This window comes from Dyella mobilis, assembly GCF_016904945.1.
GTDB classification, from domain to species: domain Bacteria; phylum Pseudomonadota; class Gammaproteobacteria; order Xanthomonadales; family Rhodanobacteraceae; genus Dyella_B; species Dyella_B mobilis.
This window is the reverse complement of the sequence record NZ_JADIKF010000037.1, coordinates 325901-340364: the sequence shown is the minus strand read 5'-3', so window position 1 is coordinate 340364 and position 14464 is coordinate 325901. Positions and strand designations below refer to the sequence as shown.

Here is a 14464-nt window from a genome sequence, read left to right as displayed (position 1 = left end):
GGGCGTTTTTTGTGAGAAGTCGTTAGTTTTTTGCAGGAGCGCCAGGTGGTGCGCAGCAGACGATTGTGCCGAATCGTAATCAGTGGACCTCTCCAGCGCTAATAAATAAATCTTCACTGCGAGATCGATAATCGTGGACAAAGTAAAAGTTCTTTGCGAAAAGGCCCAGTCATTTCGCGCCCTTCTTGAGGGCCATGCAAGAGATAATATGGATGCTAATTTGCTTCTGACATGGCTTACGCCACTATTTAAAGATATAGAGGATGGAAAAGTGATTTCTTCGTGCTATTACGAATACCGCGTCGCACTGGGAAAGGATAGTCCATTTTATGAGCCGAGCAGCCCTTTTTTCTCTGCGGAATCAGCTTTTGTGTGTGCTCTTGAGGATTGGGTGTCGCAGGCTTGGTATCAAGAAGGTAAGCGACGCGCTGATGAGAAAGAAAAATAAGACAGTAGCAACGAATGGAGGCGAACGAATGGGCGAACGGGGCAAAGCCCACTTCTTATGTGGTTGGAGCATATGGGCTGCAAAGTAATTAGTGTCCGGTGGGTCCGAGCTTCGCTGGTGCCACCCCGCACTCACTATCTACGTGATCCGCCAACACGACTCGATCTTCCTTGCATTTCACAGCGCAGCGGTTGATGACGTTGTACGAATTATTACCAAGAGAAAGGAAATTCTCATGAAGAAGATGGTTGTTGCAGGTTTGGGTCTTTGTCTGGCGGGGTGTGTCACCATGTCGGGGTCGTATAAGGTGACTGCCGTAGAAAAGGACGGAACACCTGTCAACGTGGTCATGCGCGCGGAAGGTTCCAGCATCTATTCGGCGCGTAATGCCATCTGCTCGGCGCATCCCGGTGCAACGGTGTCGATCGTTGATATCGCCACCGACAAAGAACTATCCAGCGAAAGCCCTTATCGGTGTAAATAGGAAATGGGGTGAACTAGCTGGTGCCGGACTTAGTTAGTTTGCTTTGCTCTGGAAATCGGCGGCGGTCGGGTGAATGGCGGCCGGCCAGTCACCCATGGATACTGTGGGTATGGTGTCGCCGCTTTAATTCGGCTAAATCAACTGGAAAGGAATCTCGTGGACACTCAAGACAATCGCAGGGCAGAAATCGCGCGGCGTAATCAGCGTCGACATCTGGAAGAGCGCGATCGCAAGTTGATGATGGCGATGTTTGGAATTACCGGATACTCGGCCGTGATGAATCTGATCGTTGGTGTGATCCGCTTGGTGGGAGGCAGTCACGTTGTCGATAGTGTTATCGGGGTTGTACTTGGTGTCTTGTATGCGGTGGCGGCTCACCAGGTGTGGTTCAAGCCGAAGCCAAATGGATGGCTCATTGCTGTTCCAGCCGTTATCACGATTCTCCTTTCCGTAGTAGCGATACTCATGGGGAGATTTGGCTTTGTTGCATTGCTTTTGAACGCTGCGCTGCTTGTGCTGATTCCGGTGCGATCACGTGCGCAAAAAGCATCGGCTGCCATGCATTGCAGCCCTCTTGATGTGTAACGATTTTGCGATGCTGAATTTGGTTGGTTGGATCCAAGCGTGTAGATGGGTTTGCGCGTTTAAGCGCCTCGTACTTTCGGTTCGCTCGAAAGTGCGAGGCTTGGCTAGCCATTTAGTGAGCATCGTCAGGGATGCTTCCTATGCAACGGAAGGGACTTGCTAGTGTGGCGATTCGTGCTGCACGATTCTGGATTGCGCCGGCGATGTCTCATTTTCGCGGGCGTTTGACCTGTCCAGCCTTGCTAATTGCGCTGTGCACGAACGACACTTCCGGCCCGATTCGTCATCCCCAATTATCACTCTTCATCAGCTCTTCTGCGGAAGGAAGTGACTCTGGTTCGCCAGCCTTCACCTGCTCATACGCATGGCTAGTCTCGCTGAGTGATCGTCTTATATCCAGTGCGTACTCGCCGTAGTCGCCGGCCAGCTCTTCGGGCACGTCTTCTCTTCGCGGCTGCTCTTCAAAATGCGCAATCTCTCGCTGCATGGCCTTGATGACCATCATTAGCGTATAAGCTGAAAGCTCCATGCTGTGCCTCGCTATCCCTATCTGAAGTATGTGAAGGGCGATACTGCCATGGTGCGGGCCCAGCTCGACTGTCTCTCACTATGCAGGCCCTCGACACGGATATACAGCGCAAGCGTAGTTTGGCTCGACCGGCGTTCCTGAAAGCGGTGTGCGGCCACGTGCATTCCGTGAGGGCTTCGACCGACTCGCGGTTCTGAAGCAATCACGCCATTGAGCACCGACTCATTTCAGTCGCTCACGAAGCGGCAATCGCCTACATACGTGCGTTTCGCATCTCATTACCTTTGGCGTGTCATCGATGCTGGCTTGTGTGGCGACATCGATGGCCATGGCAGCAATGCTGTGTAGAGCGCGGAACGTGAGAGGTCATAACTCCCACGCTCCGCTAACCAAGCCAACTAAGGAGACTAGTTGATATGGCTGAGCCAGATCATACGTCACTGTCGCGCCTGTCGGGTCTCCCCGACCACCTGTTCACCCATCTTCCCGGCGCTCCGCCGGACGGGGCGGACATGACTGAGGATGAGCTACTGGAGCTGCACTCTGCGATCGCAGGCATCGAGGATGTCAAGCACGTCATCACGTGCCTACTCGCCGACAGCGATGCCTTTCGTGAAGTGTTGGAAAGTGGTCGTGATACGTCTCCACGCTTGTGGCCGTTGCCAGCAATGGTTTACGGCAGCCTGCTGGTGGCCATTCGCTTCCTCGACGAATGCGCGCTCATGCTTCGGCGTGATGCGCACGGGTAACGCGCCAGGGTCTGCATGATCGTTACCGCGGCACCCCCCTGGAGGTGGTGTGCCGCACCTGGTGCGAGCGTGCGGGCAATCATCTGTACGAATAGGAAATACGACTATGGCAGGAAAAGCCAAAACCGCCGTGCTTCACGCCGACGAGGTGTATTACCGGCTGCCGGAATCCGCGCGTGAAATGCTGGGTGAGATCCGCGATCAACTGGATGTGCTGGCTCACCTCACTGTGCGTCATTGCTGCGGCGAAGAAGAGACCGTGCAGCTGTCGTCCACGGCCTTGTCCCAATGCTTCGCGCGCGTCGCCTTAGAGATCGATGAGGTGATACAGGCTTGCCTGACGCCTGCGGGGTCCGCTGGCATGGTTAAGCGTGGGCAGTAAAAAGTGGCAATCGCTTCGCTTGACTGGAAGTGCTGCTTCAGCACTTCCTTTCATCGAATACAGATTTCGCTGACGGCGGCTTTTTCTACGCGCGTCATAGCATAGAGAACGTAGGGCCCTTATCGAGCTTCGACGCCGGGATGCTTCGCTGCAATCCGGTGCGGGGAGTCTGTACTTCCTTGGCTGCCAATCTTGAGATCACCCATGTTCACGTATAGAAAATTCATAAAATCCATCTTGATGACAGCAGCTATCGCCATAGGGGTGGCTGGCTGTGCAACGGAAAGCCATCGGGACATCCCGGTGCAAAGCGTGCCGACCGCGGCTTCAACCTACGCAGGTCCGCGCACGCCGATAGCCGTAGGCAAGTTCGACAACCGCTCAAGCTATATGAGCGGCTTGTTTTCAGATGGCGTGGACAGGCTGGGCAGCCAGGCCAGAACCATCCTGATTACCCATCTTCAGCGGTCCAATCGCTTCAATGTCATGGACCGCGACAATCTGGACGAGACGCTCCGGGAAACATCGATCAAGCAGCAGATCCAGCAACTGAAAGGCGCGGATTTCATCGTGACCGGCGACGTCACCGAGTTTGGCCGCAAAGAGGTGGGCGATCAGCAACTGTTCGGCATTCTCGGGCGCGGCAAGCAACAAGTCGCGTATGCGAAGGTAAGCCTCAACATTGTCAGTAGCCGCACCGCTGAAGTGGTGTTTTCCGTTCAAGGGGCGGGCGAGTACACCTTGTCCAACAGGGAGGTCGTCGGTTTCGGCGGAACGGCCAGCTACGACTCGACCTTGAACGGCAAGGTGCTGGATCTCGCCATCCGCGAAGCCGTCGGCAATCTGGCCAGCGCCATCGATGCCGGAACGTGGAAGCCGGCACCTTGAGGCCGCAAATAGTTGAGGAGATGCCGATGGAAAATTACCGCACGAAGTGTGCTTTAACGCTCGCTCTGGTGGCCATGCTTGCTGGCTGCAATGCCGGTACAAAGCCGCAACCGCTATACCAATGGGGAAGCTACCAGGATCAGGTGTACGGTTACTTCAAAGGTAGCGGCCAGGAAAAGCAGATTGCGGCGCTGGAGCAGGATTTGGAAAAAATGCGCGGAAAAGGCCAAGTCGCCCCGCCGGGCTTCCATGCCCAGTTGGGCCTGCTGTACGCCGAAACCGGAGATGACGGCAAAGCCGCGGAAAACTTTCTGGCCGAAAAATCCCAATATCCGGAGTCGGCGCACTACATGGATTTGTTGTTGAACAAGTACAAGGGCAAGGCAGGTTCCCAATGAAAAACCTTTTCCGGGTAAGTGCGATCGCCGTGGTCTGCGCATTGATGATGGCCTGTGCGGCCAACAGGCCCGCCGGCCGCGATTATTCCGCCTACAAGGAAAGTATGCCGCGATCCATCCTGGTGCTTCCGCCGGTCAACCAGTCGCCGGACGTCAATGCCAGCCTGAGCATGCTGTCGGTCACCACGGAGCCTCTGGCGGAGGCGGGCTATTACGTCATGCCGGTGGCGCTGGTGAATGAAACCTTCAAGCAAAACGGCGTTACAACGGCGGATGATGCCCAGCAAATACCTGCGGGAAAGCTCAGGGATATCTTCGGCGCGGATTCGGCGTTGTATATAACGGTAAGCAAATACGGCACCAGCTATCGAGTCATCAGCAGCGTGGTGGAAGTGGAGGCATCTGCAAAACTCGTCGATCTTCGCACGGGGGCCGTGCTCTGGTCAGGGTCGGCCAAGGCTTCAAGCGATGAAAACAAGAATTACAATAACGGCGGCCTTATAGGGGCGCTGATCGGCGCGGCTATCGATCAGGTCGTGCACAACGTCGCCGACGACAGCCATACCACCGCCGACGTAACGAGCATTCGGTTGCTTTCCGCCGGGCGACCAAACGGGCTGTTGTATGGTCCATACAATCCGAAATACCAAACTGACTGATGCGTATCCATTTGGTTGGCAGGCAAAAAATGGCGTCGTGATTCTCTGGTGCCAATGAATGGATCTGCGGCACGCACGTGCTTTAGCGCCTAAGTGCAGATCCCCAACGCAAAAGTGGTTCCATCACGCTACGCATCCGTGTGGGGATTTCCCTTGCGCATGTCAGCGTGTGGCGATCATCGCTGTCTTTCGGAGCATTTCGGCCAATTCAACATGGTTCGTCTATGGGGTTGGGGCCATTGGTCAAACCATAAGGAGTGGCAATGCTTGGAAGAATGACATCTATTGGGCTTTTGGCCTTTGCGTTCGCGGCGACTGCGGTTGCGAGCGATATCGACAAGAAGATTGTTGCGCTTGCTGGCGTGGTGCCAGATAGAAGTTTTGTGCTGATGGATGTTCCAGACGCCCATGATTTCATTGCCAACAAAATGCTGATTGTCAGTCTCAATGCAGGGAGCAGTAGTGATGCGGCACAGCAAATTGTAGGGCAGCTGCTTCAGCCGTCATCCAAGCCGTTTGCTGTATTGGGGCGAAACGATGCAGTAGCTGCGGCTACATTGCGGCGTGCGCTCAGAGAGTTGAAGGGTAAGGGAGGCGCTGTCGGGGAAGTTGCCTTCATAGGCGACAAGAAGTTTCAGCGCGATCTGTCAAAGATCGCCGCGGAAGCGAACGTAACGTTGATCTACGCAGCTTATCCGTGATGCCAAAAGTCGCTGCAGCCACCTGCCCGGGATGGCTGCGGCGAACAAGTTGTTGTAGCTCTTCAGCTTGGTTTGGCGAGTTGCGCCAAGGCGTTCGCCGGGCGCGTCAGCGCACCGCCAACGCCAACGCAATGCCTATCCACAACGTCAAGCCCAGCCAGTTGTTGTGGCGGAAAGCGGCAAGGCAGGCGTTGCGTTCGCGATGGCGGATCAGCCATTGCTGCCAGCCGAACAATCCTGCCGTCACCACCATGGCCAGCCAGTACGGCCAGCCCAGGTGCGCGCGCGTACCCACCATCACCATCGCGGTGAGGAAGGTGCCCATCAGCACGCCGATGATCATGAGGTCGGCGTCGCCGAACAGGATGGCAGTAGAGCGTGCGCCGGCCTTGAGGTCGTCGTCGCGGTCGACCATGGCGTATTCGGTGTCGTAGATCACCGACCACAGGATGTTCGCGATAAACAACACCCAGCCTACCGCCGGCACCTGGTTTTGTACCGCGGCGAAAGCCATGGGGATCGACCAGCCGAACGCGGCGCCGAGCACCACCTGCGGCAGATCGGTGTAGCGCTTGGTGAACGGATAGAGCGCTGCCAGCGCCGCGCCGACAAAGGACAGCTTGATGGTCAGCGGGTTGGTCAGCAGCACCAGCAGGAAGGCGACCAGCAACAAGACACCGAAGACGATCAAGGCTTCGCGTGGCGTAATGCGGCCCGCGGCGATCGGGCGGCCGGCCGTGCGCGCCACCTGGGGATCGAGGTTGCGGTCGGCATAATCGTTGATGGCGCAGCCTGCGGCGCGCATGGCAAACACGCCGAGCGTAAAGATCACCAGCGGCTTCCACGGCGGAAAATCCCGGGCTGCCAGCCACAGCGCCCACCACGTCGGCCACAGCAGGAGCAGGGTGCCGATCGGGCGGTCCATGCGCGTAAGCACCAGGATGTCGTGAGCTTTCTGGCGATAGCGTTCAGGCAATTTCCCCAGCAGCGCGTCCAGCACGCGCGCGGCGCGCGTGGAGCTGTCGGCCGGGCGCGGCGGCTTGGCCGCGGGAGCGGTGGCGCGCGCGCGGCTGGTGGCTGGCGCAGGGGGATTGCGCCGTGGGCGCTTGCGAGAGGTCGGGGCCATCCCGCAAGTTTAACGTGACCGGCCGGGTGGGAAACCGTGCTGCATGCCCCCGTTGGCCTGCTATGGCACATTGCCGCTGAGGTGGGATCGTTTTAGGATCGGCCACCGCTTCGGGGTCGGGGTCATTCATGTTGGCATCTGTCAGTCACATAGCACTGATCGTGCGCGATCCTGCGCGCACGGCAGAGCTGCTTGCGGGCGTGCTGGGCGCCCAGGTAGTCATCGACCAGGCCGATCACGAGGGCCGGTCGCAAAGCTTTGCGAAGCTGGGCGGCATGTGGTTCGTGCTGCGCAAGGGGGATGGCCCCACGCGGCGCAATGGCGATCACATCTCGCTGGAAGTGAGCCGTAATGACCTGCGCACCTGCGCGGACAAGCTGACGACGTTCGACGTCGAGCACTTCATGGCGCGCGAAGATACGGCGTTGTACTTCATGGATTACGACAACCACGTGTTCGAGCTGGATGCGGCGGGGGCGATCAATGTGGCGCTGGGCAGGGCTTCGTTGGTCTGAGCTGCTTGCTCCACGTTGCTTGCCTCTTGAGGTGGGCTTCACCCCACCCCGGCCCTCCCCTACTGCACGCAGGGAAGGGATCGCGCCCCTCTGCGCAGCCGCGCTAAGCGCATAACAGCAGGCGATACGCCGGGTTGTCGCTTTCGTCTACGTAGGGGTAGCTAAGGCTCGCGAGGAACTGTCGCAGCAAGGCGTGCTCGCTGGCGGGTACCTGGATGCCGACCAGGATTCGGCCGTAGTCGGCGCCGTGATTGCGGTAGTGGAACAGGCTGATGTTCCAGTCCGGATGCATGCGGTCGAGGAAGCGCGCCAGGGCGCCGGGGCGTTCCGGGAAGTCGAAGCGATACAGCCGCTCATCGCGGGCCAGCGGCGAGCGGCCGCCGATCATGTGGCGCAGGTGCAGCTTGGCCAGTTCGTCGTCGGTGAGATCCAGCACGCCGAAATCGTTCGCGCGGAAAGCATCGGCCAAGGCTTCGCGCTCGCCGCTGCGAGCGGTCTGCACGCCTACGAAAATGTGCGCCGCCTGGGCATCGCCGATGCGGTAGTTGAATTCGGTGATCGCATGTTGGCCCAGCGCCGCGCAGAAGCGGCGAAAACTGCCGCGCTGCTCGGGTATGGTCACGGCAAACACCGCCTCGCGCTGCTCGCCCACTTCGGCGCGTTCGGCGACGAAGCGCAGGCGATCGAAATTCATGTTGGCGCCGGAAACCACCGCCGCCAGTGCTCCATCGCAAGGGCCGCGTTGGGCGACGTATTGCTTGAGGCCCGCCAACGCCAGGGCGCCGGAAGGTTCCGGAATGCTGCGCGTGTCCTGGTAGATGTCGCGGATGGCCGCGCAAATGGCATCGGTGTCTACGCGCAGTATTTCATCCACATATTGCTGGCACAGCGAAAAGGTCAGTGCGCCCACTTGCTTCACCGCGGTGCCATCGGCGAACAGCCCTACCTCATCCAGCGACACGCGACTGCCGGCATCCAGCGCGCGCGCCATCGAATCGGCATCACGCGCCTGCACGCCAATAACGCGAACATCCGGGCGCCGCGCCTTGATCACCGACGCCACGCCCGCAATGAGGCCGCCGCCGCCGACCGGCACGAACACCGCATGCAGCGGTTCCGCGTGCTGGGCGAGTATTTCCAGGCCCACGGTGGCCTGTCCGGCAATCACGTCCAGATCGTCGAACGGATGCACGAACGTGGCGCCCAACGCCTCGCGCAAACGCTGCGCCTCGGCCTGCGCGTCGCTATACGATTCGCCGGCCAGCACCACCTCGGCAAACGCTCCGCCGAAGCGCCGAACGGCATCCACCTTTACCTGCGGCGCGGTGATCGGCATCACGATGGTCGCGTGGATGCCCAGGCGTGAAGCGGCCAAGGCCACACCCTGCGCGTGATTGCCGGCCGAAGCGGCGATCACGCCCCGCGCGCGTTCGGCGACGCTAAGTTGCGCCATGCGGTTGTAAGCGCCGCGTAGCTTGAACGAAAACACCGGCTGCTGATCTTCGCGCTTGAGCAGCACGCTGGCGCCGATGCGCGTGGAGAGCAGTGGCGCCGGTTCGAGCGCGGTGTGATGCGCCACTTCATACACGCGCGCGGTTTCGGCCCGGCGCAGCACGGCGGCGGCCGTGGGCAGGGGATCGTGATCGCCTGGCACGCGATAGGCGTTCATGCTTGCGCCGGATGCTCCACCTGCAGCACGTCGACCAGTTTGCGGGTCTGCTGCAGGATCTGCGTGAGCGACGCATCGTCGCCACGCAAGGTGAGCGTGAGGCGCGATACGGCCGGATCGGGCGTGGCGGCGACGGTCAGCGTGTCGATGTTGTGTCCGCGCGCGGCGAACAGGCCCGCCACGCGCACCAGTGCGCCGGCTTCGTTCTGCAGAAGAATGGAGAGCGTGTGTTGCATGGCAGGATCCAGATCGGTCGCGGGTGAAGGTCAGAAGCTGTCGGAGGCAGCAGCTTCGCTGGCGTGCGTCGCCGCACGCGAAGGAATGAAATCGCCGGTAATCATTTGCGAGTAATTGGCGCCGGGACCGACCATGGGATACACGCCGGCATCCGGATCGATCATCACTTCCAGGAAAGCCGGGCCGTCGAAAGCCAGGAAATCGGCGATGGTGCCGGCCAGTTCCTCGTGGCGCTCCAGCCGGCGCGCCCAGGCAAAGCCGTCCGCTTCGGCGGCGCGCACGAAGTCCTTGCGATGCAGGCTTTTATCCGACGAGGCGAAGCGGCCTTTGAAGAACAGCTTCTGCCACTGCCGCACCATGCCGTCGCCGACATTGTTGAGCACCACGATCTTCAGCGGCAGGCCGTAGGTGGTGACGGTTTCCAACTCGCCCAGGTTCATGCGGATGCTGGCGTCGCCGTCGACGTCGATCACCAAGGCATCGCGTCTGGCGAATTGCGCGCCGATCGCGGCGGGCAGGCCGAAGCCCATCGTGCCCATCGAGCCGGAAGTGAGCCAATGCCGCGGTGCGCGGAAATCCAGGTATTGCGCCGCCCACATCTGGTGCTGGCCGACTCCGGTGCTGATGATCGCGCGGCCCTGCGTGTGGCGGTTGATCTCTTCCAACACCGCATAAGGCTGGATCAAGGCGCTGTCGCGGTCATAGTTCATGGCGTGCAACTGCTTGAGCGCTGCAACGTGGGTGTGCCAGTCGGTGCGTGGCGCTTGCCGATGATGTTCCAGGCCGTACTGCGTCAGGCGCTGCAAGGCGCGATCCAGTGGACCGATGTGATGCCACTGCGTCTGCTTCACCTTGTCGATCTCGGCCGGATCGATGTCGATGTGCGCGATGAACTTTGCCTGCGGTGCAAATTGGCTGGGAACGCTGGCGACGCGGTCATCGAAGCGTGCACCGAGTGCCAGCAGGAAATCGCAGTCTTCCACCGCGTAATTGGCATAGGCGGTGCCGTGCATGCCCAGCATGTGCAGGGCCAGCGGATCGGTGGTGTCGAAGCCGCCGATACCCATCAGCGTGGTGGTGACGGGCAGGCCGAACGCGTCAACGAAGGCACGCAAGGCCGGTGCAGCTCCACCACCCACGATGCCGCCTCCGGCATAGATCAGCGGACGTTTGGCGCGCGACAGCGCATCGAAAAAGTTGGCGCAATCGGTGTCGCTCAACGTGGCCTGCTCGACTGCGCGCAGGCGGGCGCGGTAGCCCGGCAGCGGCAGCTCGCCTTCGCCCTTGAAGCACAACGTGGCGTTCTGGATATCCTTGGGAACGTCCACCACCACCGGGCCGGGGCGCCCGCTGCGCGCGATGGTAAACGCGGTGCGCATGGTGGCTTCCAGTTGCGAAGCATCGGTCACCAGGAAAACGTGCTTGGCGCACGATCCCATGATGTTGCTGATTGGCGCTTCCTGGAACGCATCGCTGCCGATCGCCTGCGTGGCGACCTGGCCGCAGATCACCACCATGGGGATCGAATCGGCGGTGGAATCGCGCACCGGCGTCACCATGTTGGTGGCCCCGGGGCCGGAGGTGACCACCGCCACACCGACCTTGCCCGACGCGCGCGCATAGCCGGACGCCATGAAGCCGGCGCCTTGTTCGTTGGCCGGCACGATCAGCGGCATCGGTTCGCCGCCGTCGGGCAGCGGATGCTCCGCGTTGAACCGGAAGATGGCGTCGTACACCGGCAGAATCGCGCCGCCGGAATACCCGAACAATACGTCCACGCCTTGCTCCGCCAATACCTGTACCACGACATCCGCACCGCTGAGGTCCTGGCCTGCAAGCGGGTGACGCGCGGTGCCTGTATCGGCATCGGCGGCGGATGAAGGTTTCAGCAGTGGCATGTTCACGTCGTTCCCTTGGTGGTTTGCAAAGCGCGTGTCGCGTTCTTGTTTGTTGTGGAGCAATGCAGGCAGGCGTTGCGCATCAGGCGTTCACGGGTACGCCGTACATCGCCACGATCCGCTCGTCCTGAGCGGTGCTCGAAAAATGTTCCCATTCGATGCCATTGACATCGGAGGTACTGGTAAAGCCTTCCGCGCCGTCATCTTCAAAACCGACGTGCCGTAGCTCACCGGCACGTTCGGGGTTCTGATTGATCGAGAAATTCAGCAGGTCCGTGCGCCACATCGCGTACTTGCCACTCACCACGGCGTTCGGTTGCTGGCCGAGGCGCGCGTTGTAGTCGGCGATGGATGCATCGAGGTCGCGAACGGCAAGCGCAATGTGAAAACGTTTCATCGACTGATTTCCCGTAGAGGACCATGCGACGCTCTCCCGCCGGAGGATGGGGGGGAAGGAGAGCGCCGCATGGATTTAACCTGCCTTCTTCAAAGCCGGTTGCGCCGCCTTGCTGCCGCTCTGCAGCCATGCCATGCGTGCGCGAAGTTGTGCACCGACCTGCTCGATCGGATGATCCAGGTCGGCCTGCTTCCACTTCTTGTAGTTCGGCAGGCCGGCCTGGTATTCGGCGACCCAGTTGCGCGTGAAGGTGCCGTCCTGGATGTCTTTCAGCACCGCCTTCATGCGCTCCTTGGTGCCGGCGTCGATCACGCGCGGGCCGCTGACATAGTCGCCGTACTGCGCGGTCTCGGAGACGAACTCCAGCATCTTGGTGATGCCGCCTTCGTAGAACAGATCCACGATCAACTTCAGTTCGTGCAGCACTTCGTAATAGGCGATCTCGGGCTGGTAGCCGGCTTCGATCAGGGTCTCGAAGCCCTTGATCACCAGTTCGCTGGCGCCGCCGCACAGCACGGCCTGCTCGCCGAACAGATCGGTTTCGGTTTCTTCCTTGAAGTCGGTCTTGATCAGCATCGCGCGTGCGCCACCCAGGCCGGCGGCGTAAGCGGTGGCCTTTTCTTCGGCGTGACCGCTCACGTCCTGATGCACGGCGTAGATGCAGGGCACGCCGCGGCCGCGTTCGTATTCAGTGCGGACCAATGCGCCCGGACCTTTCGGCGCAACCAGCACCACATCGATATCGCTGCGCGGCTCGATCATCTTGAAGTGCACGTTCAAGCCGTGCGCGAACAGCAGTGCGGCGCCCGGCTTGATGTTCGGCTCGATGGCCTGCTTGTACAGCGCGGGCTGCACCATGTCCGGCGTCAGCACGGCGACGAGGTCCGCGCCGCGCACGGCTTCGGCCGCTTCGACCACGTGAAAGCCGTCAGCCACGGCCTTGCTCCAGGTCGGACCGTTGGGGCGCAGGCCAACCACGACATCCAGGCCGGAGTCTTTCAGGTTGAGGGCGTGGGCGCGGCCCTGGCTGCCGTAGCCGAGGACGGCGATGCGCGCCTTGGCGAGCGTTTCGGTGGTAGCGGTACTCATGCGGTAACTCCTGCTTTTTCTGACGTGTGTCGTTGGATGGAAGAGGGGGATGAAGCGGTGTCGCGAAGTTGGGTGGTGGCACCGTCGGAAGCGGAGCCCACCAGGCGTGCGTATTTGGCGAGCGCGCCGTGGGTGACTTTCGCTGGCGGGGCCTGCCAGCTGGCGCGGCGGCTTTCCAGGTCGGCGTCGGTGCGCAGCTCGCGCCGATCGCCGTCGATGAAGATGCGGTCGCCATCGCGCAGCAGCGCGATCGGACCGCCGCGTGCGGCTTCGGGAGCGATGTGGCCGACCATGAAGCCGTGCGTGGCGCCGGAGAAGCGGCCATCGGTGATCAATCCCACGTCGTTGCCAAGACCGCGGCCGACCAGCGCGGCGGTGACGCCGAGCATCTCGCGCATGCCGGGGCCGCCGGCGGGGCCTTCGTTGCGGATCACGATCACGTCGCCGGGCTGGATCTTGCCGCCCTGCACGGCGGCGAAGGCTTCTTCCTCGCTTTCGAATACGCGTGCAACGCCTTCGAAATGGTTGGTGTCCTTGCCGGCCAGTTTCAGGATGCAGCCTTCCGGCGCGAGATTGCCGTACAGGATCGAATAGCCGCCGCGCGGCTTCAGCGGCTTGCCGACCGGATGCACCACATCCTGTTGTTCGGCGCGCGGTGCCTTGGCGCATTCGTCGTACAGGCTGCGGCCGGTCACGGTAAGCGCATCGTCCAGCATGCCGGCGGCGATCAGTTCCTGCGCCACGCGCGCACTGCCACCGGCGCCGAACAGTTCGACCGCGGTATAGCGCCCGCCGGGCATCAGGTCGGCGATCACCGGCGTGTGCACCGAAGCCGGTTCGAAATCCTCGATCGTCCACGGCACGTTCGCTTCGCGAGCGATCGCCAGCAAGTGCAGCACCGCGTTGGTGGAGCCCGCGGTGGCGGCCACCATGCGCGCGGCATTGCGGAACGCGGTGACGTTGAGCATGTCCAGCGGCTTACGCTGCTCGCGCAGGCAATCCATCACCAGTTCGCCGCAGCGGAAAGCGGCATGCGCCTTGGCCGGATGGGTGGCGGGAATGTCGTTGAAGCCCATCGGCGACAGGCCCAGCGTCTGCAACACCATCGCCATGGTGTTGGCGGTGAACTGGCCGCCGCAGGCGCCGGCGCCCGGGCAGGCATCCTTTTCCACGGCGGTGAGTTCGGCATCGTCGATCTTGCCCGCACCGTATGCGCCGACCGCTTCGAACACCTGCTGGATGGTGATGGGGTGATCGTTGTGGTTGCCGTGCGCAATGCTGCCGCCGTATAGCGCGACCGCGGGAATGTTCAGGCGCGCCATGGCCATCGCTGCGGCGGGAATGGTCTTGTCGCAGCCGCACAGCACCACCATCGCGTCGAGGCAGTGGCCGTCCACGGCCAGCTCGATCGAATCGGTGATCACCTCGCGGCTGATCAGCGATGCCCGCATGCCCGGCGTACCCATGGCGATGCCGTCGGTCACCGCAATGGTGTTAAATTCGATCGGCGTACCGCCTGCGGCGCGGATGCCGGCGGAAACGTGTTCGGCCAATTCGCGCAAGTTGAGGTTGCACGGGCTGACGTTGGACCAGGTGTGCACCACCGCGACCAGCGGCTTGGTGATGTCGCCATCCTTGAGGCCGGTGGCGCGCAGCATGGCGCGCGCCGGTGCGCGGTCGGGTCCGGTTTTGATGAGATCGCTACGCATC

General features: G+C 61.1%; 18 protein-coding genes. 10 read left to right on the top strand and 8 right to left on the bottom strand.

Going from position 1 to position 14464, the window contains the following annotated elements; all coding sequences use genetic code 11:
• The first annotated feature begins 133 nt into the window (after positions 1-133).
• The 3 genes from ISS99_RS07455 to ISS99_RS07445 all read left to right on the top strand — a co-directional run bounded on the left by ISS99_RS07455 (position 134) and on the right by ISS99_RS07445 (position 1517).
• Positions 134-448, top strand: coding sequence for a hypothetical protein (locus ISS99_RS07455; RefSeq protein ID WP_204630964.1), 315 nt, complete (start codon positions 134-136; stop codon positions 446-448).
• Positions 449-683: 235 nt separating this feature from the next.
• Complete coding sequence (locus ISS99_RS07450; protein ID WP_204630963.1) at positions 684-932, top strand: hypothetical protein; 249 nt, start codon at positions 684-686, stop codon at positions 930-932.
• A gap of 156 nt (positions 933-1088) precedes the next feature.
• Positions 1089-1517, top strand: coding sequence for a hypothetical protein (locus tag ISS99_RS07445; protein ID WP_204630962.1), 429 nt, complete (start codon positions 1089-1091; stop codon positions 1515-1517).
• Between the two features lie 283 nt (positions 1518-1800).
• Here the strand turns inward: ISS99_RS07445 and ISS99_RS07440 are convergent, their stop codons facing one another.
• Positions 1801-2046 carry a hypothetical protein gene (locus ISS99_RS07440; RefSeq protein WP_204630961.1) on the bottom strand — a complete coding sequence of 82 codons (246 nt, stop codon included), beginning with the start codon at positions 2044-2046 and terminating at the stop codon, positions 1801-1803.
• Between the two features lie 416 nt (positions 2047-2462).
• Here ISS99_RS07440 and ISS99_RS07435 point away from each other — a divergent pair, with 416 nt between their 5' ends.
• The 6 genes from ISS99_RS07435 to ISS99_RS07410 all read left to right on the top strand — a co-directional run bounded on the left by ISS99_RS07435 (position 2463) and on the right by ISS99_RS07410 (position 5823).
• On the top strand, positions 2463-2795 hold the full coding sequence (locus ISS99_RS07435) for a hypothetical protein (protein WP_204630960.1): 333 nt from the start codon (positions 2463-2465) through the stop codon (positions 2793-2795).
• Positions 2796-2901: 106 nt separating this feature from the next.
• Positions 2902-3177, top strand: a complete 276-nt coding sequence (locus ISS99_RS07430) for an XAC0095 family protein (protein ID WP_204630959.1) — start codon at positions 2902-2904, stop codon at positions 3175-3177.
• A gap of 240 nt (positions 3178-3417) precedes the next feature.
• Positions 3418-4065: a CsgG/HfaB family protein gene (locus tag ISS99_RS07425; protein WP_204630958.1), complete on the top strand. Its 648-nt coding sequence runs from the start codon at positions 3418-3420 to the stop codon at positions 4063-4065.
• Complete coding sequence (locus ISS99_RS07420) at positions 4047-4463, top strand: DUF4810 domain-containing protein (RefSeq protein WP_338081584.1); 417 nt, start codon at positions 4047-4049, stop codon at positions 4461-4463. The genes ISS99_RS07425 and ISS99_RS07420 overlap by 19 nt, the downstream gene beginning before the upstream one ends.
• Positions 4460-5122, top strand: a complete 663-nt coding sequence (locus ISS99_RS07415) for a DUF799 domain-containing protein (RefSeq protein ID WP_204630957.1) — start codon at positions 4460-4462, stop codon at positions 5120-5122. Before ISS99_RS07420 ends, ISS99_RS07415 begins: the two co-directional genes overlap by 4 nt.
• 263 nt (positions 5123-5385) lie before the next feature.
• Positions 5386-5823, top strand: coding sequence for a hypothetical protein (locus ISS99_RS07410; RefSeq protein WP_204630956.1), 438 nt, complete (start codon positions 5386-5388; stop codon positions 5821-5823).
• 106 nt (positions 5824-5929) lie between these two features.
• On the opposite strand, the gene ubiA is transcribed toward ISS99_RS07410, so the two are convergent.
• Positions 5930-6949, bottom strand: coding sequence for a 4-hydroxybenzoate octaprenyltransferase (ubiA, locus tag ISS99_RS07405; RefSeq protein ID WP_204630955.1), 1020 nt, complete (start codon positions 6947-6949; stop codon positions 5930-5932).
• A 128-nt stretch (positions 6950-7077) separates the two neighbouring features.
• On the opposite strand from ubiA, the gene ISS99_RS07400 reads away from it, so the two are divergent.
• Positions 7078-7464 carry a VOC family protein gene (locus ISS99_RS07400; RefSeq protein WP_204630954.1) on the top strand — a complete coding sequence of 129 codons (387 nt, stop codon included), beginning with the start codon at positions 7078-7080 and terminating at the stop codon, positions 7462-7464.
• Positions 7465-7567: 103 nt separating this feature from the next.
• On the opposite strand, the gene ilvA is transcribed toward ISS99_RS07400, so the two are convergent.
• The 6 genes from ilvA to ilvD all read right to left on the bottom strand — a co-directional run bounded on the left by ilvA (position 7568) and on the right by ilvD (position 14463).
• Positions 7568-9133, bottom strand: a complete 1566-nt coding sequence (gene ilvA, locus ISS99_RS07395; RefSeq protein WP_204630953.1) for a threonine ammonia-lyase, biosynthetic — start codon at positions 9131-9133, stop codon at positions 7568-7570.
• On the bottom strand, positions 9130-9369 hold the full coding sequence (gene ilvN, locus ISS99_RS07390; RefSeq protein WP_204630952.1) for an acetolactate synthase small subunit: 240 nt from the start codon (positions 9367-9369) through the stop codon (positions 9130-9132). The genes ilvA and ilvN overlap by 4 nt, the downstream gene beginning before the upstream one ends.
• Positions 9370-9399: 30 nt before the next feature.
• Positions 9400-11268: a biosynthetic-type acetolactate synthase large subunit gene (gene ilvB / locus ISS99_RS07385; protein ID WP_204630951.1), complete on the bottom strand. Its 1869-nt coding sequence runs from the start codon at positions 11266-11268 to the stop codon at positions 9400-9402.
• Between the two features lie 82 nt (positions 11269-11350).
• Complete coding sequence (locus ISS99_RS07380) at positions 11351-11665, bottom strand: VOC family protein (RefSeq protein WP_204630950.1); 315 nt, start codon at positions 11663-11665, stop codon at positions 11351-11353.
• A 75-nt stretch (positions 11666-11740) separates the two neighbouring features.
• Complete coding sequence (ilvC, locus tag ISS99_RS07375; protein ID WP_204630949.1) at positions 11741-12754, bottom strand: ketol-acid reductoisomerase; 1014 nt, start codon at positions 12752-12754, stop codon at positions 11741-11743.
• Positions 12751-14463 (bottom strand): dihydroxy-acid dehydratase, encoded by a 1713-nt coding sequence (gene ilvD / locus ISS99_RS07370; RefSeq protein WP_204630948.1) that lies wholly within the window; start codon positions 14461-14463, stop codon positions 12751-12753. Before ilvD ends, ilvC begins: the two co-directional genes overlap by 4 nt.
• Between the last annotated feature and the right edge of the window lies 1 nt (position 14464).

What these genes read in the sequence shown, in the direction of transcription:
- ISS99_RS07425 (WP_204630958.1), top strand. Translation starts at nt 3,418, where the DNA reads ATGACAGCAGCTATCGCCATAGGGGTGGCTGGCTGTGCAACGGAAAGC.
- ubiA (WP_204630955.1), bottom strand. Translation starts at nt 6,949, where the DNA reads ATGGCCCCGACCTCTCGCAAGCGCCCACGGCGCAATCCCCCTGCGCCA.
- ilvB (WP_204630951.1), bottom strand. Translation starts at nt 11,268, where the DNA reads ATGCCACTGCTGAAACCTTCATCCGCCGCCGATGCCGATACAGGCACC.
- ilvC (WP_204630949.1), bottom strand. Translation starts at nt 12,754, where the DNA reads ATGAGTACCGCTACCACCGAAACGCTCGCCAAGGCGCGCATCGCCGTC.
- ISS99_RS07440 (WP_204630961.1), bottom strand. Translation starts at nt 2,046, where the DNA reads ATGGAGCTTTCAGCTTATACGCTAATGATGGTCATCAAGGCCATGCAG.
- ISS99_RS07410 (WP_204630956.1), top strand. Translation starts at nt 5,386, where the DNA reads ATGCTTGGAAGAATGACATCTATTGGGCTTTTGGCCTTTGCGTTCGCG.
- ilvD (WP_204630948.1), bottom strand. Translation starts at nt 14,463, where the DNA reads ATGCGTAGCGATCTCATCAAAACCGGACCCGACCGCGCACCGGCGCGC.
- ISS99_RS07450 (WP_204630963.1), top strand. Translation starts at nt 684, where the DNA reads ATGAAGAAGATGGTTGTTGCAGGTTTGGGTCTTTGTCTGGCGGGGTGT.
- ilvN (WP_204630952.1), bottom strand. Translation starts at nt 9,369, where the DNA reads ATGCAACACACGCTCTCCATTCTTCTGCAGAACGAAGCCGGCGCACTG.
- ilvA (WP_204630953.1), bottom strand. Translation starts at nt 9,133, where the DNA reads ATGAACGCCTATCGCGTGCCAGGCGATCACGATCCCCTGCCCACGGCC.
- ISS99_RS07435 (WP_204630960.1), top strand. Translation starts at nt 2,463, where the DNA reads ATGGCTGAGCCAGATCATACGTCACTGTCGCGCCTGTCGGGTCTCCCC.
- ISS99_RS07415 (WP_204630957.1), top strand. Translation starts at nt 4,460, where the DNA reads ATGAAAAACCTTTTCCGGGTAAGTGCGATCGCCGTGGTCTGCGCATTG.
- ISS99_RS07380 (WP_204630950.1), bottom strand. Translation starts at nt 11,665, where the DNA reads ATGAAACGTTTTCACATTGCGCTTGCCGTTCGCGACCTCGATGCATCC.
- ISS99_RS07430 (WP_204630959.1), top strand. Translation starts at nt 2,902, where the DNA reads ATGGCAGGAAAAGCCAAAACCGCCGTGCTTCACGCCGACGAGGTGTAT.
- ISS99_RS07400 (WP_204630954.1), top strand. Translation starts at nt 7,078, where the DNA reads ATGTTGGCATCTGTCAGTCACATAGCACTGATCGTGCGCGATCCTGCG.